The organism is Colwellia sp. M166 (genome assembly GCF_024585285.1).
Lineage (GTDB): Bacteria > Pseudomonadota > Gammaproteobacteria > Enterobacterales > Alteromonadaceae > Cognaticolwellia.
This window is the reverse complement of the sequence record NZ_CP040755.1, coordinates 2354735-2376217: the sequence shown is the minus strand read 5'-3', so window position 1 is coordinate 2376217 and position 21483 is coordinate 2354735. Positions and strand designations below refer to the sequence as shown.

Annotated in this window: 17 protein-coding genes; 11 read left to right on the top strand and 6 right to left on the bottom strand. The window is 40.1% G+C overall.

Annotation, left to right across the window (positions count from 1 at the left end):
* Nucleotides 1–123 precede the first annotated feature (123 nt).
* Together proB and FGD67_RS10775 are read left to right on the top strand one after the other, a co-directional pair.
* A complete protein-coding gene (gene proB, locus FGD67_RS10780) occupies nucleotides 124–1239 on the top strand; it encodes a glutamate 5-kinase (protein ID WP_257175002.1) in 1116 nt (371 codons plus the stop codon).
* 14 nt (nucleotides 1240–1253) lie between these two features.
* Nucleotides 1254–2501 carry a glutamate-5-semialdehyde dehydrogenase gene (locus FGD67_RS10775; protein ID WP_257175001.1) on the top strand — a complete coding sequence of 416 codons (1248 nt, stop codon included), beginning with the start codon at nucleotides 1254–1256 and terminating at the stop codon, nucleotides 2499–2501.
* Between the two features lie 210 nt (nucleotides 2502–2711).
* On the opposite strand, the gene FGD67_RS10770 is transcribed toward FGD67_RS10775, so the two are convergent.
* On the bottom strand, nucleotides 2712–3029 hold the full coding sequence (locus FGD67_RS10770; RefSeq protein WP_257175000.1) for a pyrimidine/purine nucleoside phosphorylase: 318 nt from the start codon (nucleotides 3027–3029) through the stop codon (nucleotides 2712–2714).
* 158 nt (nucleotides 3030–3187) lie between these two features.
* Nucleotides 3188–4672, bottom strand: a complete 1485-nt coding sequence (gene ilvC, locus FGD67_RS10765) for a ketol-acid reductoisomerase (protein WP_257174999.1) — start codon at nucleotides 4670–4672, stop codon at nucleotides 3188–3190.
* A gap of 172 nt (nucleotides 4673–4844) precedes the next feature.
* On the opposite strand from ilvC, the gene ilvY reads away from it, so the two are divergent.
* Nucleotides 4845–5717 (top strand): HTH-type transcriptional activator IlvY, encoded by an 873-nt coding sequence (gene ilvY / locus FGD67_RS10760; RefSeq protein WP_257174998.1) that lies wholly within the window; start codon nucleotides 4845–4847, stop codon nucleotides 5715–5717.
* A 10-nt stretch (nucleotides 5718–5727) separates the two neighbouring features.
* On the opposite strand, the gene FGD67_RS10755 is transcribed toward ilvY, so the two are convergent.
* On the bottom strand, nucleotides 5728–7248 hold the full coding sequence (locus FGD67_RS10755) for a YifB family Mg chelatase-like AAA ATPase (protein WP_257174997.1): 1521 nt from the start codon (nucleotides 7246–7248) through the stop codon (nucleotides 5728–5730).
* Nucleotides 7249–7754: 506 nt separating this feature from the next.
* On the opposite strand from FGD67_RS10755, the gene ilvG reads away from it, so the two are divergent.
* The 6 genes from ilvG to FGD67_RS10725 all read left to right on the top strand — a co-directional run bounded on the left by ilvG (nucleotide 7755) and on the right by FGD67_RS10725 (nucleotide 16206).
* Nucleotides 7755–9419, top strand: coding sequence for an acetolactate synthase 2 catalytic subunit (gene ilvG / locus FGD67_RS10750; RefSeq protein ID WP_257174996.1), 1665 nt, complete (start codon nucleotides 7755–7757; stop codon nucleotides 9417–9419).
* Nucleotides 9420–9677 carry an acetolactate synthase 2 small subunit gene (ilvM, locus tag FGD67_RS10745; protein WP_257174995.1) on the top strand — a complete coding sequence of 86 codons (258 nt, stop codon included), beginning with the start codon at nucleotides 9420–9422 and terminating at the stop codon, nucleotides 9675–9677.
* Between the two features lie 103 nt (nucleotides 9678–9780).
* Entirely contained in the window at nucleotides 9781–10707 is a 927-nt protein-coding gene (locus FGD67_RS10740) for a branched-chain amino acid transaminase (RefSeq protein ID WP_257174994.1), read from the top strand.
* A 242-nt stretch (nucleotides 10708–10949) separates the two neighbouring features.
* A complete protein-coding gene (ilvD, locus tag FGD67_RS10735) occupies nucleotides 10950–12824 on the top strand; it encodes a dihydroxy-acid dehydratase (protein WP_257174993.1) in 1875 nt (624 codons plus the stop codon).
* A gap of 131 nt (nucleotides 12825–12955) precedes the next feature.
* Complete coding sequence (gene ilvA, locus FGD67_RS10730; RefSeq protein WP_257174992.1) at nucleotides 12956–14536, top strand: threonine ammonia-lyase, biosynthetic; 1581 nt, start codon at nucleotides 12956–12958, stop codon at nucleotides 14534–14536.
* A 116-nt stretch (nucleotides 14537–14652) separates the two neighbouring features.
* The gene (locus FGD67_RS10725; RefSeq protein ID WP_257174991.1) at nucleotides 14653–16206 is read left to right on the top strand and encodes a DUF418 domain-containing protein; all 1554 of its coding nucleotides are present in this window, start codon (nucleotides 14653–14655) and stop codon (nucleotides 16204–16206) included.
* 48 nt (nucleotides 16207–16254) lie between these two features.
* On the opposite strand, the gene FGD67_RS10720 is transcribed toward FGD67_RS10725, so the two are convergent.
* Complete coding sequence (locus tag FGD67_RS10720; RefSeq protein ID WP_257174990.1) at nucleotides 16255–16506, bottom strand: accessory factor UbiK family protein; 252 nt, start codon at nucleotides 16504–16506, stop codon at nucleotides 16255–16257.
* A 186-nt stretch (nucleotides 16507–16692) separates the two neighbouring features.
* Here FGD67_RS10720 and rep point away from each other — a divergent pair, with 186 nt between their 5' ends.
* Both rep and FGD67_RS10710 read left to right on the top strand, forming a co-directional pair.
* Nucleotides 16693–18711: a DNA helicase Rep gene (rep, locus tag FGD67_RS10715; protein WP_257174989.1), complete on the top strand. Its 2019-nt coding sequence runs from the start codon at nucleotides 16693–16695 to the stop codon at nucleotides 18709–18711.
* Between the two features lie 188 nt (nucleotides 18712–18899).
* Nucleotides 18900–19889 (top strand): GGDEF domain-containing protein, encoded by a 990-nt coding sequence (locus FGD67_RS10710; RefSeq protein ID WP_257174988.1) that lies wholly within the window; start codon nucleotides 18900–18902, stop codon nucleotides 19887–19889.
* A gap of 201 nt (nucleotides 19890–20090) precedes the next feature.
* Here FGD67_RS10710 and FGD67_RS10705 read toward each other — a convergent pair whose 3' ends face one another.
* Both FGD67_RS10705 and FGD67_RS10700 read right to left on the bottom strand, forming a co-directional pair.
* On the bottom strand, nucleotides 20091–20858 hold the full coding sequence (locus FGD67_RS10705) for an ABC transporter substrate-binding protein (RefSeq protein ID WP_257174987.1): 768 nt from the start codon (nucleotides 20856–20858) through the stop codon (nucleotides 20091–20093).
* 105 nt (nucleotides 20859–20963) lie between these two features.
* Nucleotides 20964–21443: a DUF1456 family protein gene (locus FGD67_RS10700; protein WP_257174986.1), complete on the bottom strand. Its 480-nt coding sequence runs from the start codon at nucleotides 21441–21443 to the stop codon at nucleotides 20964–20966.
* Nucleotides 21444–21483: the final 40 nt, after the last annotated feature.

Below are 21483 nucleotides of genomic sequence, written 5' to 3'. Positions count from 1 at the left end.
GGCCATGCTAATGCCATTAAGCAGTAGAAAATAACAAACAAGTCTATATTAAGTGCAAAAGATGATTGCCAAGTAACCACTTTTCAAGGCAAGCTAAGTAGATATTAAAGAGGGTGGGTTATTATGAAATTTAATCGTGCAGTGATAAAGGTTGGTAGTGCTTTAGTGTCTCCTGATGCTAAGGGGTGTAGTGGTAAGTACCTACTTGCTATTGCTCGCTTTATTACACAATGTCAGCAAGCGGGTAAAGAAATTATCCTCGTATCATCTGGTAGCGTTGCCGCTGGCAGGAGTTTGATCACGCACGGCTCTCCTAACCCCTCAATCCCCACTAAACAAGCTATGGCAGCGGTTGGTCAGATGAAGATGATGGCAAATTGGCAGCGTTTTTTTGATGTACCATGCAGCCAATTATTGATCACCCATGGCGATTTAAAAGACCGCCAGCGTTACATTAATATTAAAAACACCTTAAGAATATTATTAGAAAACGGTGTTATTCCGATTGTTAATGAAAATGATACGGTAGCCACTGAAGAATTAAAGGTCGGCGACAATGATAACCTAGCGGCATTAGTTGCTTTAGTCAGTGAAGCTGATAGTTTATTCATTTTAAGTGATGTAGATGGGGTTTTTGAACAAGATCCGCGTTTAAATCCGCAAGCTAAGTTAGTTCCTGAAATAGCAAAAATTGATGATGCCATTTATGCCATGGCTGGCGCGACCCATAATCACATTGCTACGGGTGGCATGAAAACAAAAATTCAAGCGGCTGAAAAAGCGGTAGAAAATGGCATTGAAACCTATATTTTAAATGGTAGTCGTGGTGAAGTGTTTGAACAACTTCTATCTGGTGAAAATCCTGGCACGCACTTTATTGCTCAACAAGGCGCAACACGAGCGCGGAAGCATTGGTTAAAACATACTTTAAAAAGTAATGGTAAGGTCATGTTAGATATGGGGGCTGTTAGTGCATTAACCGAAAAAGGTGCATCGTTGCTGCCATCAGGTATCTCAGAGGTAAGTGGCAATTTTAAAGTCGGTGATTGTATTGATGTGTATGATGGTAAGAACCAGCAGCCTATTGCAAAAGGTATCAGCCAATATAATTATCGTGATTTAAAGCGTATTCAAGGTAAGAAAAGTGATGAGATTGCTACTTTACTGGGTTGTTGCCCAAGTAAAGTGGTTATTCATCGTGATGATATGGTTGTGTTAGCTAAGAGTAAAAATTACTAGGTAGAGTGAAAAGTATGTTTGATATTGCAAAAAGTGCTGTACTTGCTAAACAAGCGGCATTAACCGTAGCGCAATTAAGCAGTCATGAGAAAAATAGCTTATTACTGCACATGGCAGATGCTATTGTTGAAAATTGTGCGGTTATTATTAGCGAAAATGCAAAAGATATTATCGCCGGTAAAGCAAAAGGTTTAGCGCCTGCGATGCTTGATAGATTACTCCTGACGGAGCAAGGTGTTGATGATATTGCCAATGCCATTCGTGAAATTGTTCGTTTGGACGACCCCATTGGTCATATTGATAATATGGCTTTAAGACCTAATGGCATACAAGTGGGAAAAATGCGCATACCATTAGGTGTTATTGCGATGATTTATGAAGCTCGACCTAATGTTACGGCTGAATCGGCGGCGTTATGTCTGAAGTCAGGTAATGCTGTTATCCTGCGCGGTGGTTCTGAAGCGATCCATAGTAATATTGCTTTAGCCAAATGCCTACATCAAGTGTTAGAGCAAGCGAACATCGATAAAAACTGTATTACTGTTATTCCAGATACCAGTCGTAGTGTAATTGAATTGCTGTTAAAGCAACATGAGAGCATCGACTTAGTGATCCCTCGTGGTGGTGAAGGACTGATTCGTTATGTTACCGAGCATAGTCAAATCCCCGTCATTCAGCATTTTAAAGGGGTATGTCATTTATTTATTGATAAATATGCTGATTTTACTAAAGCCATTAATATCCTCGTAAACGGTAAAACTCAACGCCCGAGTGCCTGTAATTCATTAGAAACGGTATTAGTGCATGCTGGTGTTGCTGCTGAGTTATTGCCGAAAATTGCCCTAGCCTTAAAACCGGCACAAGTAAAAATACATGCTTGTCAGCAAAGTTTAGCTTATTTTTCTGCTGCAACGCTGGCAACCAATGCCGATTATCATGCTGAATATTTGGCACAGGAGATAGCGATAAAAGTTGTCAATAGTTTCGCGCAAGCGATCACACATATTCAAACTTATAGTTCTGATCATACTGAAGTTATTGTCAGCCAAGATATAACACGGAGTCAGCGTTTTATCCGCAGTATTAACTCATCTGTGGTAATGGTTAACGCCTCTTCACGCTTTTCAGATGGCGGTCAGCTAGGTTTAGGATCAGAAATTGGTATTTCTACCAGTAAACTGCATGCATATGGACCTATGGGGTTAACGGCGCTAACGACTGAAAAGTTCGTGGTATTAGGTGATGGACAAATAAGAGACTAACGCTAACTTATACCAAATCTATTAAGTTTCACTGAGCGGGAATAAATTTATACCAATTTGATTAAATTTCTTCCCAATTCAGAGCGATTCTCGCTGAGTGGAAAAGAACTTAATCAATTTGGTATTAGTAGAATTGGTATAATAATGCCCTGAAACGGTTTGTCAGGGCATTATATTTAACTTGATGCATGTATTTTAATCATACGAAGGTTATTCTTCAAGATATGAGCAACAATAGTCAGCTAATTCATTCACCTGGATTTTAAAGGATGAACTGGCCGCCACCTCAAACGCTTGATTTGCAGTATAGCTTTGCCAAGTATCACTATCAGCCAGTAAAACGTTGACACTGCCTTGTTGAATTTCCATTAATTCCTTTTTATCGGTCGAAAAGGTATATTCACCAGGCATCATAATGCCTAAGGTCTTTGTTGAGCCATCAGAAAAAGTTACTTTTCTGCTGGTAACTTGGCCATCAAAGTAAATACTGGCTACTTTCGTTACACTTACATTGTTAAATTCAGTCATTATTTTCTCTCTATTTACTGGCAATAAAAAAGCGGTATTGGTTTAAAACTCAACACCGCTAAGCTTGTTTAAGACCATAGCTTCTAAATAACTGCTCACTTAGTGCGATAAGGGAGCACTTTCTTTAGATGGTATGGTATAACTTAGTGCATTATAAACTAGCCATTAGCTTCAACAATACGTTTCATATCAGTCATATAGCCACGTAATTTTTTACCCACCACTTCCACTTGATGGCTACGAATGGCTTCATTCACCGCAATTAAACGAACATTATCAACACCGTTATCAGTTGATGACTGACCTTCACCTAATTGTTCTAATGTCAGTTTGTTGGCGTAATCAGTAAGTAAAGGTACTGCAGCATGAGTGAATAAATAATTACCATATTCGGCGGTATCAGAAATTACCACATTCATTTCGTATAACTTGTTACGGGCAATGCAGTTGGCGATTAATGGTGTTTCATGTAATGACTCATAATAAGCAGACTCTTCAATGATGCCCGCAGCAACCATAGATTCAAAAGCGAGTTCTACACCAGCTTTAATCATAGCAACAATAAATATACCTTTGTCGTAATATTCTTGCTCGCTGATTTCTGTTGGGCAATCAGCGGCTAGTTCAAATGAACTTTCTGCCGTTTCTGCACGCCATTTTAATAAGTTTTCATCGTCGTTGGCCCAGTCTGCCATCATAGTTGCAGAGAAGTGGCCTTCGATAATATCATCCATATGCTTTTCGAATAATGGACGTAAAATGACTTTTAGCTCTTCAGCCATATCAAAAGCTTTTACTTTTGCAGGGTTTGATAGTCTATCCATCATGTTGGTAATACCACCATGCTTTAAGCCTTCGGTAGTGGTTTCAATGCCGTATTGCAATAATTTACGTGCATACGCGGCATCCATACCTTGTGCAATTAATTGCTTGTGACCTAACACTGCTGCTGTTTGCAGCATGCCACATAGAATCGTTTGTTCGCCCATCAGATCAGATTTAACTTCAGCGATAAACGATGATTCTAATACACCGGCTCGATCACCACCGGTAGCTGAAGCATAAGCTTTAGCGATGGCTAAACCATTACCTTGTGGATCGTTTTCAGGATGTACAGCAATCAGTGTTGGCACACCAAAGCCACGTTTGTATTCTTCACGTACTTCTGTACCTGGACACTTAGGAGCGACCATAACAACAGTAATATCAGGACGAATTTGCATGCCTTCTTCAACAATGTTAAAGCCGTGCGAATAAGATAACGTCGCGCCTTTTTTCATTAATGGCATTACCGCGGTAACCGCAGAAGTATGTTGCTTGTCTGGAGTTAGGTTCAACACTAAATCAGCTTGTGGGATTAATTCTTGGTAATTGCCAACAGTGAAACCATTTTCTGTGGCCCATTGGTAAGATTGGCGTTTTTCTGCAATGGCGGCATCACGTAACGCATAAGAAATGTTCAAACCTGAGTCGCGCATGTTCAAACCTTGATTGAGGCCCTGTGCACCACAACCGACAATAACGATATTCCAATCTTTAATGAAATTACAACCATCACTGAATTCTTCGCGTTGCATAAAGCGACATTTGCCTAATTGCGCTAATTTTTCACGTAAACTTAAAGTATTGAAATAGTTACCCATCTTGCTCTCCTGTACTTGGCTACTGGCCAAGAAAATATAATGATTTGGTCGAATTGTTGACCTTGAAAACATCATAGCTAAAAAATACTGCTGCTTAAAATGATATATTTGCATTGTAGTGTTGCATTATTTGCAATACCATTTGGTTTGTTACTCAATTGAAGGAGCTAGTGTGGAATTAAAGTCATTACGGATGTTTGTCGATTTAGCCAAATCATTGCACTTTGGTAAAACTGCTGAACTACATCATGTCAGCCCTTCAACGTTAAGCCGTGTTATTCAGCGTCTAGAGCTTGAAGTTGGTGATTCGTTATTGCACCGAGACAATAGAACCGTGGTGTTAAGTGAAGCGGGTAAGCAATTTTATCAGTTTGCTCAGCAGCAGCTAGAGCAATGGCAATTACTGAAACTTTCATTGAGCCAAAAGCAAGCTGACCTTCAAGGTAAGCTACATATTTTTTGTTCTGTGACGGCAGCTTATAGTCATTTGCCGCCATTGTTAGAGCGCTTTCGTCAGCAACATCCGATGGTCGAAATTATGTTAACGACCGGCGATGCGGCGGATGCGTTAGAGCAAGTTGAAAAGCAAGCGGTTGATTTTGCTATTGCCGCCAGACCAGAGCAATTATCGAGGATCTTTACTTTTCATCACCTTGCTGAGATCCCGTTAGCTGTTATTGCGCCGACCATGGTTTGTCGAGTTCAGCAACAAATCCAGCAAGACTTTCTTTGGTCTGATGTGCCGATCATTTTGCCGGAGCATGGTCCGGCAAGAAAACGTTTCGAGTACTGGTATCGTAAAAAACAACAAGGTAAAGCCAATATTTATGCGACGGTTTCAGGTCACGAAGCACTGGTTAGTATGGTGGCTTTAGGTTGTGGCGTTGGTATCGTACCGCGTGTAGTTGTTGAAAACAGCCCAGTGAAAGACCGCGTGCAATATTTAGAAAACGCCGGAGAAATAGCGCCTTTTGATCTCGGTGTTTGTTGTTTAAATCAAAGTAAAGAACAGCCACTGATTAAAGCTTTTTTTGCCAGCATTTAAGTTTTATTTATCAAGCAATGGCATCGGTTAAATGTCTTAATATTCTGTCCATAGCACGATAGGATAGCGCTTCAATTAAGTGTTTTCGTTCTATGTGATCGACGGACTCCATATCAGCAAGTGTTCTAGATATTTTTAAAATTTTATGGTGTGCTCGAGTTGATAAGTTGAGCTTTTCGATAGCCAACTCTAAAAACTCATTATCCTCTGGGTCGAGTTGACAGTAGCTCCTGACTTCAGCGCTGCCTAACTGCGCATTGACCTTGCCTTGGCGTTGTATTTGTTTCTGATAACATTTGCTTACTCGCTTTTGAATGGTGTTACTAGACTCTCCTCTCTCCGTTTCATTTGCCCACATTCCTCGAGGTAATCTAGTGACTTCAATTTGGATATCAATACGATCTAGAAAAGGTCCTGATAGTCTATTGAGATAGCGTAAAACCTGCTCTGGTGTGCTGCGCTTGTCATTGTAAAAGCCGGTTGGACTTGGATTCATCGCGGCGACAAGTTGAAACTGTGCGGGAAAAGTTTGTTTGAGTAGAGCACGTGATATGGTGACTTCACCTGACTCCATCGGCTCACGTAAAACATCGAGCACTTTACGTTCGAATTCAGGCAATTCGTCCAGAAAGAGTACACCGTTATGTGCTAATGAAATTTCACCGGGCTGAGGGTGACTGCCGCCACCGACCAGAGCCGCTGATGATGCAGTATGGTGTGGTGCACGAAATGGCCGAGTTAACCATGATTCGGGGCTGACGTTTTTATGGCAAATCGATTGGATGGCGGCACTTGAGAGTGCTTCTTGTTCGGTCATCGCTGGCAGAATACCCGGTAATCTACTGGCTAACATGGTTTTTCCTGTGCCGGGAGGACCAATAAATAGCAAGTTGTGACCACCGCTAGCGGCAATTTCTAATGCGCGTTTTGCTAATGGTTGACCGACCACATCAGCGATATCGTGTTCACTCTGCGTGTTATACGCTTGTAAGGTTTTTGTTTCGACGAGGGGTAAAGTTTTTTGTTTGAGAAAATGAGGAAATAATTGATTCAAGTGTGACAGGCTTAATATCTTCACGTTTTGCACCCAACTTGCTTGTTCGGCATTTTCATTGGGTATTACTAATGTGCGGCCGCTTTTTTGACAAGCCATCGCCATTGGGATCTCACCAATAATGGCGCGTAATTCGCCTGATAAAGCAAGCTCTCCGGCGAATTCATAGTTTTTTAAATCTGCTTCTGGCAGTTGTTGGGCAGCGGCAAGAATACCTAAGGCAATAGGAAGATCGAAACGTCCGCCTTCTTTGGGTAAATCAGCAGGCGCTAAATTTACCGTAATACGCTTAGCTGGAAACTCATAACCACAATTAATAATGGCACTACGCACACGGTCTTTTGCTTCTCGAACTGAGGTTTCCGGTAAACCGACAATGTTGAATGCGGGCAAGCCGTTGGCTAAGTGCACCTCTACCGTCACTAACGGAGATTCGAGGCCAACACGGGCTCTACTAAAAACACAGGCTAAGGTCATAAAAATCCATTTTTACTTTCACTAAGACTTTACGCAAGTGTAGCTAATTTATATTTTTTTTGCGAAAAAATATATCAACAAAGTCGGTGAGTCTTCATCAGAGTTTCAGGTTAATTTAAAAATTAGTGTAAAAACACTTGCGCTTGTTATTAGAGCTATGGTACTAATTTAAATAGGCTGGTAACAGCAAAACTAAAACCAATAAAATTACAGTAAATATAGATTAATATGCAAAAACTTAGTTCAGTGATTATTAACATTCTCGTCGTGGTGATTCTGAAATCATCGCGGGGAATTTGTTGAACTAAAGAAAAGTAAAAAATCTTAAAATAACAAACCCCCCGCTCCGAAAGGACCGGGGGGTTTGTCGTTATATAAACTATAAATCTGCGTCAAGCGCATTAGCATCATTACTTTTGGGAGAATACTTAAAAATCATAAAAACAGCTGACTTAGTTAGAATGAATAGCTAGTGCATAAAATGTGGTTTAAAAGTAAACATAAACATGACAACTGAAAAAAAACTAACTGGCGGCGGCTTATTATTTAACGTGCTAGAGCAGCATGGCGTTGAGCATGTTTTTGGCTACCCAGGTGGCGCAATAATGCCAATCTACGACGCCTTGTACGATAGCAATGTTGAGCATTTTTTGTGTCGACATGAACAAGGGGCAGCATTTTCAGCGGTAGGTTACGCTCGAGCATCAGGCAAAGTTGGTGTTTGTTTAGCAACCTCTGGTCCCGGTGCAACAAACTTGATCACTGGACTTGCTGACGCGTTAGCGGATTCAATTCCGGTTGTTGCTATCACGGGACAAGTTGCTACAGCAGCAATGGGCTCTGATGCCTTTCAAGAAATTGATATTTTTGGTTTGTCACTTGCTTGTACTAAACATTCTTTTCAAGTGACTGACATTAACGATTTAGCAAAAGTATTACATCAAGCGTTTGCGATTGCACTTGAAGGCAGACAGGGACCCGTTCTGGTTGATATTCCTAAAGATATTCAGCTTGCAGAGGTTAATGGTTGCCTAGATCATTTAGTTATTTTATCAAATAAAGTAAAACTACCACCCGCTAATGTTGGTAGTGCTATTGCCTTATTGAGTCAAGCGAAACAGCCAGTTTTATATGTTGGTGGCGGCGTGGGTATGGCCAATGCCATCGATGAGTTAAGGGCTTTTGCTAAATCCACCGGTGTGCCGAGTGTTTCTACTCTGAAAGGTTTAGGGGCTATTGATCCTAAAGACGAGAATTATTTAGGCATGCTTGGTATGCACGGTACCAAAGCAGCAAACTTAGCAGTACAAGAATGTGATTTATTAATTGCGGTAGGTGCGCGTTTTGATGACCGAGTAACCGGGAAGTTAAATGAATTTGCCCCTAATGCGAAAGTCATTCATTTTGATATTGATACCGCAGAAATAAACAAGCGCCGCGTTGCTGACGCGGCAATATTAGGTGATTTAAAGGTTAATTTACCGGCCTTAGCTATCCCTCTATCTATCGGGCCATGGCAAGAAAAATGTCAGGGTATGAAAACGGATTTTAGCTGGGATTATAACCACCCAGGTGAGTCAATTTTTGCCCCTGCGGTGCTAAAAGAAATCAGTGATAACATGCCAGAGAATACCTGCGTTACGACGGATGTTGGTCAACACCAAATGTGGGCCGCGCAGCATATGCTATTTGATGATCCAAGTAACTTTTTAACCAGTGGTGGTATGGGCACCATGGGCTTTGGCGTACCTGCGGCTGTGGGTGCACAAGTGAGTCGACCAACTGATTGTATTATTGCCGTTTCGGGTGATGGTTCATTTATGATGAATGTCCAAGAACTTTCCACTATCAAACGTTTTCAGCTACCGGTTAAAATTGTGCTTATTGATAATGCTAAATTGGGCATGGTGCGACAATGGCAAGACTTGTTCTTTAATGGTCGATTAAGTGAAACAGACTTAGCTGATAATCCAGATTTTGTTATGTTAGCCAATGCCTTTGATATCAAAGCAAAATTAATCACTAATAAATCACAAGTAACTGCTGCCATTGAAGAAATGTTAGAACATGACGGGCCTTATTTACTGCAGGTAAAAATTGACGCGCAAGATAATGTTTGGCCATTGGTACCACCTAACACCGCTAACGATAAAATGATGGAGAGTACGTAAATGAAGAACTATCAATTAACCATAAAAGCGGATGATAAGCAGGTGGTACTTGAGCGTATTTTGCAGGTTACTCGTTACCGAGGTTTTCTCATTAGCGGTATAAACGCCAAAGTGAATACAGGTACCAATGTCGGTACGATTGAACTGATGGTCAGAAGTGAGCGTCCGATTGAACTTTTGGTCGATCAAATTAATAAACTGATCGACATCAAAGAAGTCAAGGTAGACAATAGCGCATCACAGCAGTGCATTGCATAATGCTGGATTAAACCCTCGACAACAAGTAAGAAAAATTAAAGCAGAAAATGTGGCTAAATTTGGCGTTATCTGTTTGGTATAAAATAAAATTTAGGAATAAGAAATGGCTAAAGTTAATGCAGAACTAATTTGGTTTAATGGTGAACTCATGCCGTGGCAGAACGCTACAGTACATGTAATGAGTCATGCGTTACATTACGGCTCTTCAGTATTTGAAGGTATTCGTGCTTACAATACTCATAAAGGTACCTGTATCTTTCGTCTAGAAGAGCATATTAAGCGGTTATTTGAATCAGCAAAAATATACCGTATGAACATTCCTTTTACCGAAGCAGAAGTGGTTCAAGCGTGTAAAGATGCGGTAGCAAAAAATAATTTAAAATCAGCTTACTTACGTCCTTTAGCATTTTTAGGCGACATTGGTATGGGTCTTCGTCCACCTATTGACGCAGTAGCCGATGTGATGATTGCCGCTTTTAGCTGGGAAGCTTATTTAGGTGCTGATGCTATTGAAAACGGTGTTGAAGTTGGTGTCTCAAGCTGGAATCGACTGGCGCCGAATACTATGCCAACTGCAGCGAAAGCTGGCGGTAACTACTTATCCTCACAGTTAATTTCTACCGAAGCCGCCCGTCATGGTTATGCTGAAGGTGTTGCCTTAGATATTAATAATATGGTTAGTGAAGGTGCGGGGCAAAATTTATTTTTAATTCGTAATGGTGTGCTTTATACCCCACCGGGTACGGCGTCAATATTACAAGGTTTGACTCGTGACACCGTATTTTTCCTTGCTAAGCAGTTAGGTTATGAAGTGCGCGAAGAACCAATTTCCCGTGAATCGCTTTATCTAGCAGATGAATTCTTTATGTGTGGTACCGCTACTGAAGTAGTACCGGTTAAATCAGTTGATGGTATTGCTGTAGGTAATGGTTCTCGTGGGCCAATGACTGAAGCAATTCAAACCGCATTTTTTGGTATTTTTGATGGTAGTACTGAAGTGCCTGAAAACTGGTTAGATCCTGTGTTATAGACCTAGGTTTTTGCTACTTCGCTAAGCTTCTAGCTTCTTCGTTGGAAGTACTCACTTATATTGATAAGTTGTGTACTTCCTGCCTTGAAGTTTAGTTGAATTAGCAGCAACTCTGTAACGTAAACCGAACGACTATAAATAAAATACTTATTTTAAAAGCGCATTCAAATAGTGTTTTTTTAAAATAGCTAACAGCAATATTATCAATTCATCACGAACTTAACGCATTTAAGGAATTTGTCATGCCAAAATTACGCTCAGCAACCTCAACTCAAGGCCGAAATATGGCAGGCGCTCGTGCGCTCTGGCGTGCAACAGGCATGACTGATGGCGACTTTGGTAAACCTATTGTTGCGGTAGTTAACTCATTTACTCAGTTTGTACCGGGTCATGTGCATTTAAAAGATATGGGCCAATTGGTCGCTGGCGCTATTGCAGAAGCGGGTGGTGTCGCGAAAGAATTTAATACTATCGCGGTTGATGATGGTATTGCTATGGGTCACAGTGGCATGCTTTATAGCTTGCCTTCTCGCGACTTAATTGCTGATTCTGTTGAATATATGGTGAACGCCCATTGTGCCGATGCCATGGTGTGTATTTCTAATTGCGACAAAATTACCCCAGGTATGTTAATGGCGGCTATGCGCTTAAATATTCCGGTAATATTTGTTTCAGGTGGCCCAATGGAAGCAGGTAAAACTAAGCTTTCAGATCAAATTATTAAGCTTGATTTAGTTGATGCCATGATCCAAGGCGCTGATCCGAAAGTATCTGATAAGCAATCAGATCAAGTAGAACGCTCGGCCTGTCCAACTTGTGGTTCATGTTCTGGCATGTTCACGGCAAACTCAATGAACTGTTTAGCCGAAGCATTAGGCTTAGCCTTACCGGGTAACGGTTCAATGCTGGCAACTCATGCTGATAGAGAGAAGTTATTTTTAGATGCTGGTAAACAAATTGTTGCATTAACCAAGCGTTACTATCAAGACAACGATGAGTCAGCACTGCCGCGCAATATTGCCAGCAAAGAAGCTTTACACAATGCTATGTGTTTAGATATTGCCATGGGGGGCTCAACTAATACTATCTTGCATTTACTGGCTACCGCGCAAGAAGCTGAAATAGATTACACCATGGAAGACATGGATAAATTATCACGTATTGTACCCCAGCTATGTAAAGTTGCGCCATCAACGCCTAAGTATCATATGGAAGATGTACATCGCGCCGGTGGTGTAATCGCTATTCTAGGTGAATTATCACGTGCAGGTTTATTAAACACCGATGTCCCCAATATTTTTGGTACAACGCTTGCTGATGTCATTGCTAAATATGATATTAAAGTCACTGATGATGAAGAGGTTAAAAAATTCTATCGTGCAGGCCCTGCTGGTATTCGTACCACCAAAGCATTTAGCCAAGATTGTCGTTGGGATACGTTAGATGATGACCGAGAAAATGGTTGTATTCGAAGCCTTGAGCATGCTTTTTCAACCGAAGGTGGTTTAGCGGTACTTTCAGGTAATATTGCGATAGATGGTTGTGTGGTTAAAACGGCTGGCGTGTCAGACGATAATTTAGTCTTTACTGGTCCTGCGCATATTTTTGAAAGCCAAGACGCTGCTGTCGCCGGTATCTTAGATAAAAAAGTCGTAGCAGGTGAGGTAGTGGTTATTCGCTATGAAGGCCCTAAAGGTGGTCCGGGCATGCAAGAAATGCTTTATCCAACCACTTACTTAAAATCTATGGGCTTAGGCAAAGCGTGTGCTTTGTTAACTGATGGCCGTTTCTCCGGTGGTACTTCAGGTTTATCTATTGGTCATGTTTCTCCAGAAGCCGCTGATGGCGGTACTATTGCACTGGTAGAGCAAGGCGATATTATTCATATAGATATTCCTACTCGTGAAATAACCTTGCAAGTACCTGAAACTGAGCTTGCAGCGCGTCGCGTGGCGATGGAAGCGAAAGGTAAAGGTGCATGGAAGCCAGTTGATCGTGTACGACCTATCAGTTATGCACTTAAAAATTATGCAATGTTAGCAACGAGTGCTGATAAAGGCGCTGTGCGCAACCGTGACTTACTTGATGGTTTACTTGCTGATTCGGTGGGTAAATAGCGATGTTAGACATCACTTTGAAACACTATGCACTCAAGCAAATTAAAGCAACGAGTGCTGACAAAGGTGCTGTGCGCAACTGTGACCTACTTGATGACATAGTTGATAACATCGAGTAACGGAGAAAGATAATGACTGAAGCTGAACAGCAAGCCATAGTGCTTGCTAAAGCGAGGCAAGAGCAAGCACTAGATTACCTGCGTAGGATCTTACTAGCACCGGTTTATGATGTGGCTGTTGAATCTGATTTAACACCATTAACTAAACTATCCTCTCGCTTAGGTAATCAAATATTTCTTAAACGGGAAGATCAGCAACCCGTGCACTCCTTTAAATTACGTGGTGCTTATAATAAATTAGTTAATTTGTCAGAGCAGCAATGTTTGCATGGTGTTATAGCCGCCTCCGCGGGTAATCATGCCCAAGGGTTGGCATTAGCAGCGCATAAGATGGGCATTAAAGCGACGATAGTTATGCCGATCACCACACCCGATATAAAAGTTGATAACGTTAGACGTTATGGTGCTGAAGTGCGCTTAGTTGGCAAAAGTTTTAATGAAGCACAGCAAGCTTCTGTGGAATATGCGAACGCTGAACATAAAACCTTAATCCACCCTTTTGATGACCCGGATGTGATTGCGGGTCAGGGCACGGTAGCGAAAGAGTTACTACAACAGCGGCCGAATACTGATGTGGTCTTTGTGCCTGTTGGTGGTGGTGGTTTATTGGCTGGTATGGCGGTATATTTAAAGCAACTACAGCCTCATATTAAGGTTATCGGTGTAGAAGCTGAAGATTCAGCTTGTTTAAAAGCAGCTTTAAGCGCGGGAAAACCGGTTGATTTAGCACAAGTGGGATTATTTGCCGATGGCGTGGCTGTTAAGCGTATTGGTGAGCATACCTTTGATTTGATCAAACATTATTGTGATGACGTTATTACGGTATCTACCGATGAAATTTGTGCCTCGATAAAAGATATATTCGAGCAAACACGGGTGATTTCGGAGCCGGCGGGGGCGTTATCTTTAGCGGGATTACAAAAATATTGCCAAACGAGCCAAGGTGATGAGTCATTAGTGGCTATTCTTTCTGGCGCTAATATGAATTTTCATACTTTGCGCTATATTTCTGAACGCTGTGAACTAGGTGAACAAAAAGAAGCAGTTTATGCGGTTAAAATACCAGAAGAAAAAGGCAGTTTTAGAAAGTTCTGCCAAGCACTGGCTGGCCGAGTAATAACCGAATTTAATTATCGTTACGCTAATAAACATGACGCTTTAGCCCAAGTTGAAAATGCCAATATCTTTGTTGGTGTTCGTTTAGGTGGCGAGGTAAATGATAGAGAAAAATTAACTCAAAGCTTACAGAGTCAAAACTATGAGTTAATTGACTTCACCGAAAATGAACTGGCAAAGTTGCATGTTAGATACATGATCGGCGGTAAAAATGAATTGTCAGCGCAAGAGCGTATTTTTCGCTTCCAATTTCCGGAATACCCCGGCGCATTGGAAAAGTTTTTAGACACCCTTGGTGAATATTGGAATATTACCTTATTTCATTATCGTAATCATGGCGCCGCATTTGGCCAAGTGTTAGCGGGCTTTGAAGTAGAACAACATCAAGAAGGTGAGTTCTTTGCCCATTTGAAAGCTCTGGGTTATGAATGGCAAGAAGAAACGGCTAATAAGGCTTATCAAACCTTTCTGACCTAAAGGTTAATATTTTGTTATAAAAAAGCAGCTTTAAGCTGCTTTTTTTATGAAATGCTTTATCTTTATGTCGCTAAGCAGAAATGCTAAATAGAAAAATTATAATAAAAGGATGTTTTATGTCAGATTTGTACCCTGATAAACAAAATTCAGCTCCTAGCCCTGGGCTTAAAAATCTTGTCCCTATCACGATTAAGCAACGGCTTGTTGCTATGGACATTCTCAGAGGCTTAGCTTTAATTGGTATTCTATTAATGAATATAGAGTGGTTTAACCGCGCTATTGCAGGCCTTGGTCGTCAAGACACCAGTTTATCAGGGTTAGATCATGTTGTTGGTTGGCTGATTCGTTGCTTCGTTGAAGGTAAATTTTATACATTGTTTTCCCTGTTATTTGGTATGGGTTTTGCCGTTATGTTGATCCGCGCTAAACAGGCTGAGCGGCCTTTTGGTGCTTGGTTCTCACGTCGTATGATTGCCTTAATTGTCTTCGGCCTATTACATATGATTTTTTTATGGGGCGGAGATATTTTACAAAATTATGGTGTCGCGGGTTTACTATTACTAGCCTGGGTAATGTTACTTAAAAAACAGGGTTTTGAGCAATATGATAATCCTCAAGCATTTTTTAAGTTAGCTGTAGTGTGGTTGTCAGTACCGATTATGATCACTGTCGTCAGTGCTATTGGTTTCGGGCTGAGCCATGATAATGATGCTTTGCTAGCACAATGGCATGAAGAAATAAAAGTCACTGAGCGGGTTGATGCAATTAACTTAGCAAACGAAAGTCGCTTAAAAATACCAGAAAATAACGATGAATCAGTGACTGGTGAACTCGCTAAAAATATCACCGATGAGCCAATGAATAAAATGCCGAATACTTTAATGGGCATTGCAAGCGATGAGCTTGCCGATGAAAATATTACAGCATCAATTGAACAACACTCTGCTGCAATCATAGAAATGCAGGCGCAAGCTATCGTAGAGCAACAGCAAGATCTGCGCGCTGATGAAGCGGCCGAAATTAAAGCTTTTACACAAGGCAGTTATTGGCAAGCGACTGAGTTTCGATTTGATTTTGCCTTATTTATGCTGATGTTTACCATACCTTTTTCACTTACTGTGCTGGTGCCGATATTTATTTTAGGTTACTGGTTAGTATCAAGCGGTATTATGGAAAATTATCAACAACATACTCGTGTCTTTAATATTACAGCATGGCTTGGTATTGGTTTGGGCTTGGTTATAGAAACCAGTGGATTATTAGTATCTCAGCATCCGGTGGCGAATCAAGTGGCTTTATTGCAAGCAGTAGGTGAAGGCTTATTTTACGTGGGTCAATTAGTGATGAGCGCAGGTTATTTTGGTTTAATCATGTACTTACTCAGCGATGAAAAATGGTGTAAACGCTTTGCGATGTTTTCACCAATGGGCAGAATGGCATTAACTAACTACATAATGCACTCTGTTATCTTGAGCTCTATTTTTTATGGTTATGCGGGTGGTTATTTTGGTGAAATATCAAGGGCACCACAAATGCTTATCGTCTTGGTAATTATTATTTTCCAATTGCTGTTTTCGCGCTGGTGGTTAAATCATTATGCCTTTGGTCCACTAGAATGGTTATGGCGTTGCTTGTCTTATAAAAAAATACAAGCTATGCGACTGAAATAAAGTAGTTAGTGGATAAGGCCTGTTATTTTAGGCCTTATTTAAAGTAGATTATTGGGCCGTAATTTGAGCTTCTAAAATGGCTACTTTAGCTTCTAGCTCAGTGAGCTTAGTGCGTGTTTTTATCAATACTTGTGTTTGTACATCGAACTCTTCACGAGTGACAACGTCAAGTTGAGATAACTTACGTTGTAGTACTACTTTGGTTTTATCTTCCATTTCATTGGCAAAATCTTTTAAGCCTGCAGGAATGGAATCGGTAACTTGTTTGGCAATTTCTTCTATTTTTTTGGCGTTAATCATCTCAATGCTCTTAATTGATAAGCGATAAGCTTATTGTAACTAATCTAGCCAGTATTGATAATCAAATCGTATTTAAAGCAGATAAGAAATTAAGCAAGTTAGAGAAAGTTGATGTTGTCTTGCAAGAAAAACAGGTAAAATCGTCGACCGATTATCTTATCCATAAATTAGAGTTACGACGCAGCGATGAAATTAAACCCAGGCCAAAATGAAGCAAAAAAATATGTTGATGGTCCTTGCCTAGTATTAGCAGGAGCAGGCAGTGGTAAAACTGGGGTTATTTGTCAGAAAATTGCCCATTTAATTCAAAATTGTGGTTATAAAGCCAAAAATATTGCCGCGGTAACCTTTACCAATAAAGCAGCCCGTGAAATGAAAGAGCGTGTGGTTAAAATGATGGATAAAACACAAACACGTGGTTTAACGGTTTGTACTTTCCACTCATTGGGTTTAGATATTATTCGCCGTGAATTAAAAACCTTAGGTTATAAACCTGGCTTTACCTTATTTGATGATCAAGACAGCTTAGCGTTATTGAAGGAGCTTACGCAGGATGAGCTTGAAGGCGATAAAGACTTATTAAGTAAATTACAGATGATGATTTCTAATTGGAAGAATGATCTGTTATTGCCTGATGATGCTATTAAACAGGCTGTTGATGCTGACGCTAAGTCATATGCTGAGTTTTATGGCATGTATCAAAAGCATATGAAAGCCTATAACGCACTTGATTTTGATGACTTGATTTTAATTCCAACCCTATTAATGCGTAACTATCCAGAAGTACGAGCACGTTGGCAGAATAAAATTCAATATATGCTAGTTGATGAATATCAAGATACGAATGCCAGCCAATATGAATTAGTTAAATTGATCACCGGTGAAAAAGGGTTATTAACTGTGGTGGGTGATGACGATCAATCTATTTACTCATGGCGTGGTGCTAAGCCACAAAACTTAGTGTTATTAGGACAAGACTACCCAAACCTTAAGTTGATTAAGCTTGAGCAAAACTATCGTTCCAGTGGCCGTATTTTGAAATGTGCTAATATTTTGATCGCCAATAACCCTCATGTATATGATAAAGCTCTTTTTAGTGAGCTTAACTATGGGGTTGAGCTAAGAGTACTGCAAACTAAGAATGAAGAGCATGAGGTTGAGCGGGTTGTTGGTGAGTTGATCGGCCACCGTTTTTTAAACAAAAGTAAATTCAAAGATTATGCGATTTTATATCGTGGTAATCATCAGTCGCGGCTATTGGAAAAAGCGCTGATGACGAACCGAATTCCCTATAAAATTAATGGTGGCACTTCGTTTTTTTCGCGTGCAGAAATTAAAGATATGATGGCGTTTCTACGAGTGTTAGTGAACCCTGACGACGATAATGCCTTTTTGCGTATTGTTAACGTACCACGTCGTGAAATTGGCCCTACAACCTTAGAGAAGTTGGGGAGTTATGCCAATATGCGGCAAATTAGCATGTTCGCGGCAAGTTTCGAATTAGGCTTAGAACAGCATCTTACTGGCCGTGGTTTGGTCAGTGTGCAACGATTTACTCGCTGGTTAGTTGAAACCGCAGATCATGCTGAACGTGGCGACACTTCTGCAGTATTACGCGCTATGGTGCGTGAAATTAACTATGAAGATTGGCTCTACGATACTTCACCTAGTGCAAAAGCCGCTGAAATGCGTATGAAAAATGTCACGCAACTTTTCAGTTGGGTCACGCAAATGCTAGAGGGTACTGACGATGAAGAGCCGATGACCTTGCCGCAAGTGGTTACTCGGTTAACGCTACGTGACATGATGGAACGTAATGAAGATGAGGAAGAAACTGACCAAGTACAACTAATGACGTTGCATGCTTCGAAAGGTCTAGAGTTCCCTTATGTTTTTCTCATCGGTATGGAAGAAGGTATTTTACCACACCAAACCAGTATGGATGAAGGCAATGTCGAAGAAGAGCGTCGCTTAGCTTATGTCGGTATTACTCGTGCTCAGAAGGAGTTAATTTTTACTTATGCTCGTGAACGACGTCAGTACGGTGAAGTATCGAGAACTGAAGCCAGTCGATTTTTACATGAATTGCCACAAGATGATTTAAGTTGGGAATTGACGCAAACTAAACAGAGCATAGAAAAAAAGCAAGCTACAGCAAAAATGGGTGTGGCAAATTTACGTGAAATGCTAAAAAATAAAAAGTAATGTATTAAATAGCCTTAGAGTCACTGAATATTCAGCTAGCTTTGGTCTACTTTTATCAATTAATATAATAAAGAGCACAAGTACGAACATATTATCTGTTTGAATTATAACCAAGAGTTTTCTATATTAAGGGGGGATAGTTAAGTGACTAACTTCGTGTTTATATTGATTCGAATAGGGAAGATAAAATGATCAAGCGCTCGACAGCAGAAAAAATGTTACTAATTCTAAGTACATTTGCTGTTATTACCATTTCACCATTTGCTTATATACGCTGGCTTGAAGGTGACATTATGATGGCTTTTATTGATGCGCTAGTTGTGGTTATGATGTCCGTTTTTTTTATTTTTATTTATCATAGTAGAAATATTAAGACGGCAAAAATTATATTAGCTGTCTTTCTTGCTATCTCTATAGTGACGGTTGTTGCCATTCGTGGGCAATCACATTTATTTTGGCTATATCCTGCAATGATTGCCTTTTACTATATGTTGCCGGCCCGTCCTGCCGGTATTATATGCTTTATTGCTATCGGTTTTATTGCCATCATATTATTTCCTTTTATAAGTTATTTAGAGTTTTTAACCATTAGTTTTACCTTGTTTCTAACGGCATTATTTTCATATGTAATATTTAATAATTACAGCAAAACTAATCGTAAATTAGCCTTGTTAGCCAGTATTGATCCGCTAACTTTATCTGGTAATCGCCGAGCTTTGGATAAACAATTGGCACGCATTCTTGCAGAACAAAGCAGAGAGCACTCAAAAGTTTCATTGTTACTATTAGATTTAGATCATTTTAAGAAAGTTAATGATAATCATGGTCATGCAAATGGTGATTTAGTACTAATTGAGTTGGTTGAATTAATCCAAAAGCACACGCGTTCGTTAGATGATTTATACCGTTATGGTGGCGAAGAGTTTATTATTTTACCGTTAAAAGTTGATTTGCTTAAAGCTAAATCAGTTGCAGAAAACCTACGCGAAAAAATAGCGCAATCAACGTTTGCCAATGGCATCTCCGTAACTGTTTCTATTGGTGTCGCGGAGTATCGTGCTGGAGAAACAGCGGAAGCATGGATCAGTCGAGCAGATGCTGCTTTATATTTAGCAAAAGATCTGGGGCGTAATAGAGTGGTTATAGAAACTGAGATAGCCGTGGCACAGGCATTATAGCTTATGGAGATATCAATGGGAGCAATTTGCAAAATTCAATGTAGCTGCCAGCGTTTTGATTCAACAAATAGCAAGTGCGCTAAAGCACTCAAATTATAGGCTTGTCATAGGCAACTTTGGCGTTATAAACCCGTTTAATTCGATGTGCGTTAATTGAACTGGCCATTGAGTCAAGTATTTTTACATCATTTTACAAGTACGTTATAAATTATATTTAGTTAATATTTGTTGATAAACACCTGATTTTTTAATTGCCGCTAATGCCGAAGCTAACCGGACAATGACTTTATTTGACGTTGCTAAACCTGTTGCTATATAGAGTTCTGTGGGAAAGTTGGCTAAGGATAAGTAAGGCGCAATATTGCTAGCATCAAAGCCCGCTTGAGTTATCTCTCTGTCTAATGCCATATAGTTGGTTAATACCAAATCGATCCGACCATTAAATAGCATTGACCACATCTGCTTACTGGTAACACTTAACGATAAATTTTCTTGTTCAGTAAAGCCATTTTTATGTAGAAAATGATCTGAATGATAGCCCCTTATTGTTCCTACGATATACGGCTTCGCACTTTCAAGTGATAGTAATTTAATATCTTGACGACTTTTTAGACCAACAAGTACCGCAGTACTTTTATAGGTTTGTCCAACCCATTGAAACATTGCTTCACGATTCGGTGTTTTTAACAAAGAAAACATAAAGGTATTTTTTTGAGTTTGAGTGGTTTTATAGCCACGAGCGAATGGCTGTATTTCAATGGTACCGGATAGTTCCGCTTTAGCTAGTACGGCTTGCACTAACTCAACCAAAGCACCGCAGGCATGACCTTTACTATCGATAAAATGGTACGGAGGTAGTTCTTCGGCTACAAAGATTAACGGCTTATCCTTAGCATAGCTAAATGCCGTACTACCGGAGCACAAGGATAAGAATATAAAAGAAAGAATCACCTTTTTGAGCTTGGTCATAAGCTAACTATTACTAACGGCTACTGAATACAATATAGCGCAGGGAGGGGAGGAGGTAAATGTTTGACGTTAGCTAGGTCGGTGAATCAACCTAGCTAAGCAGTATTATTCTTTAATTTCTTTAATGACTTGTTGGTTTTTTAAATGCAAAGCATTAAAGAATTTTAGTAGCGTATCATCATTACAGCTACGGAAGTGTTTGTGTTCTGGCTTACGGAAAAAAGCACTGAGCTCATGTTTGCTCAGTGTTAATTCGGCGGAAGACAATAAGCTGATAATTTCGTCGGCTTTCAATGCCAGTGCAATCTTTACTTTATTAAAAATAATATTATTATTAATTACTTGCTCTAACTGGGCTTGTGCGCCTGCTTTGGCACCGCGAAACTCAATAATTAAGCCATCAAGAAAGCTTGCTAAAACATTATCTGCGATACGGGTAAATGCTGGCTCACCGTTTTTGCGGAAAAAGTTATTAATTTCATCGTCAGTTTTTGTACATTCGGCGAGTTTAAAAATGGCCGATATTTTTTCATTGCTGAAAGCAAATATATAACGAATATGTTGTAAAACTTCGTTGTTAGTCATGTTTTTTCCTGTTGAGTTTATCTATTTGGTATTGCCTAAT

What these genes read in the sequence shown, in the direction of transcription:
- FGD67_RS10775 (WP_257175001.1), top strand. Translation starts at nt 1,254, where the DNA reads ATGTTTGATATTGCAAAAAGTGCTGTACTTGCTAAACAAGCGGCATTA.
- FGD67_RS10770 (WP_257175000.1), bottom strand. Translation starts at nt 3,029, where the DNA reads ATGACTGAATTTAACAATGTAAGTGTAACGAAAGTAGCCAGTATTTAC.
- ilvC (WP_257174999.1), bottom strand. Translation starts at nt 4,672, where the DNA reads ATGGGTAACTATTTCAATACTTTAAGTTTACGTGAAAAATTAGCGCAA.
- ilvG (WP_257174996.1), top strand. Translation starts at nt 7,755, where the DNA reads ATGACAACTGAAAAAAAACTAACTGGCGGCGGCTTATTATTTAACGTG.
- FGD67_RS10710 (WP_257174988.1), top strand. Translation starts at nt 18,900, where the DNA reads ATGATCAAGCGCTCGACAGCAGAAAAAATGTTACTAATTCTAAGTACA.
- FGD67_RS10720 (WP_257174990.1), bottom strand. Translation starts at nt 16,506, where the DNA reads ATGATTAACGCCAAAAAAATAGAAGAAATTGCCAAACAAGTTACCGAT.
- FGD67_RS10700 (WP_257174986.1), bottom strand. Translation starts at nt 21,443, where the DNA reads ATGACTAACAACGAAGTTTTACAACATATTCGTTATATATTTGCTTTC.
- FGD67_RS10755 (WP_257174997.1), bottom strand. Translation starts at nt 7,248, where the DNA reads ATGACCTTAGCCTGTGTTTTTAGTAGAGCCCGTGTTGGCCTCGAATCT.
- FGD67_RS10725 (WP_257174991.1), top strand. Translation starts at nt 14,653, where the DNA reads ATGTCAGATTTGTACCCTGATAAACAAAATTCAGCTCCTAGCCCTGGG.
- rep (WP_257174989.1), top strand. Translation starts at nt 16,693, where the DNA reads ATGAAATTAAACCCAGGCCAAAATGAAGCAAAAAAATATGTTGATGGT.
- FGD67_RS10740 (WP_257174994.1), top strand. Translation starts at nt 9,781, where the DNA reads ATGGCTAAAGTTAATGCAGAACTAATTTGGTTTAATGGTGAACTCATG.
- ilvA (WP_257174992.1), top strand. Translation starts at nt 12,956, where the DNA reads ATGACTGAAGCTGAACAGCAAGCCATAGTGCTTGCTAAAGCGAGGCAA.
- ilvM (WP_257174995.1), top strand. Translation starts at nt 9,420, where the DNA reads ATGAAGAACTATCAATTAACCATAAAAGCGGATGATAAGCAGGTGGTA.
- FGD67_RS10705 (WP_257174987.1), bottom strand. Translation starts at nt 20,858, where the DNA reads ATGACCAAGCTCAAAAAGGTGATTCTTTCTTTTATATTCTTATCCTTG.
- ilvD (WP_257174993.1), top strand. Translation starts at nt 10,950, where the DNA reads ATGCCAAAATTACGCTCAGCAACCTCAACTCAAGGCCGAAATATGGCA.
- proB (WP_257175002.1), top strand. Translation starts at nt 124, where the DNA reads ATGAAATTTAATCGTGCAGTGATAAAGGTTGGTAGTGCTTTAGTGTCT.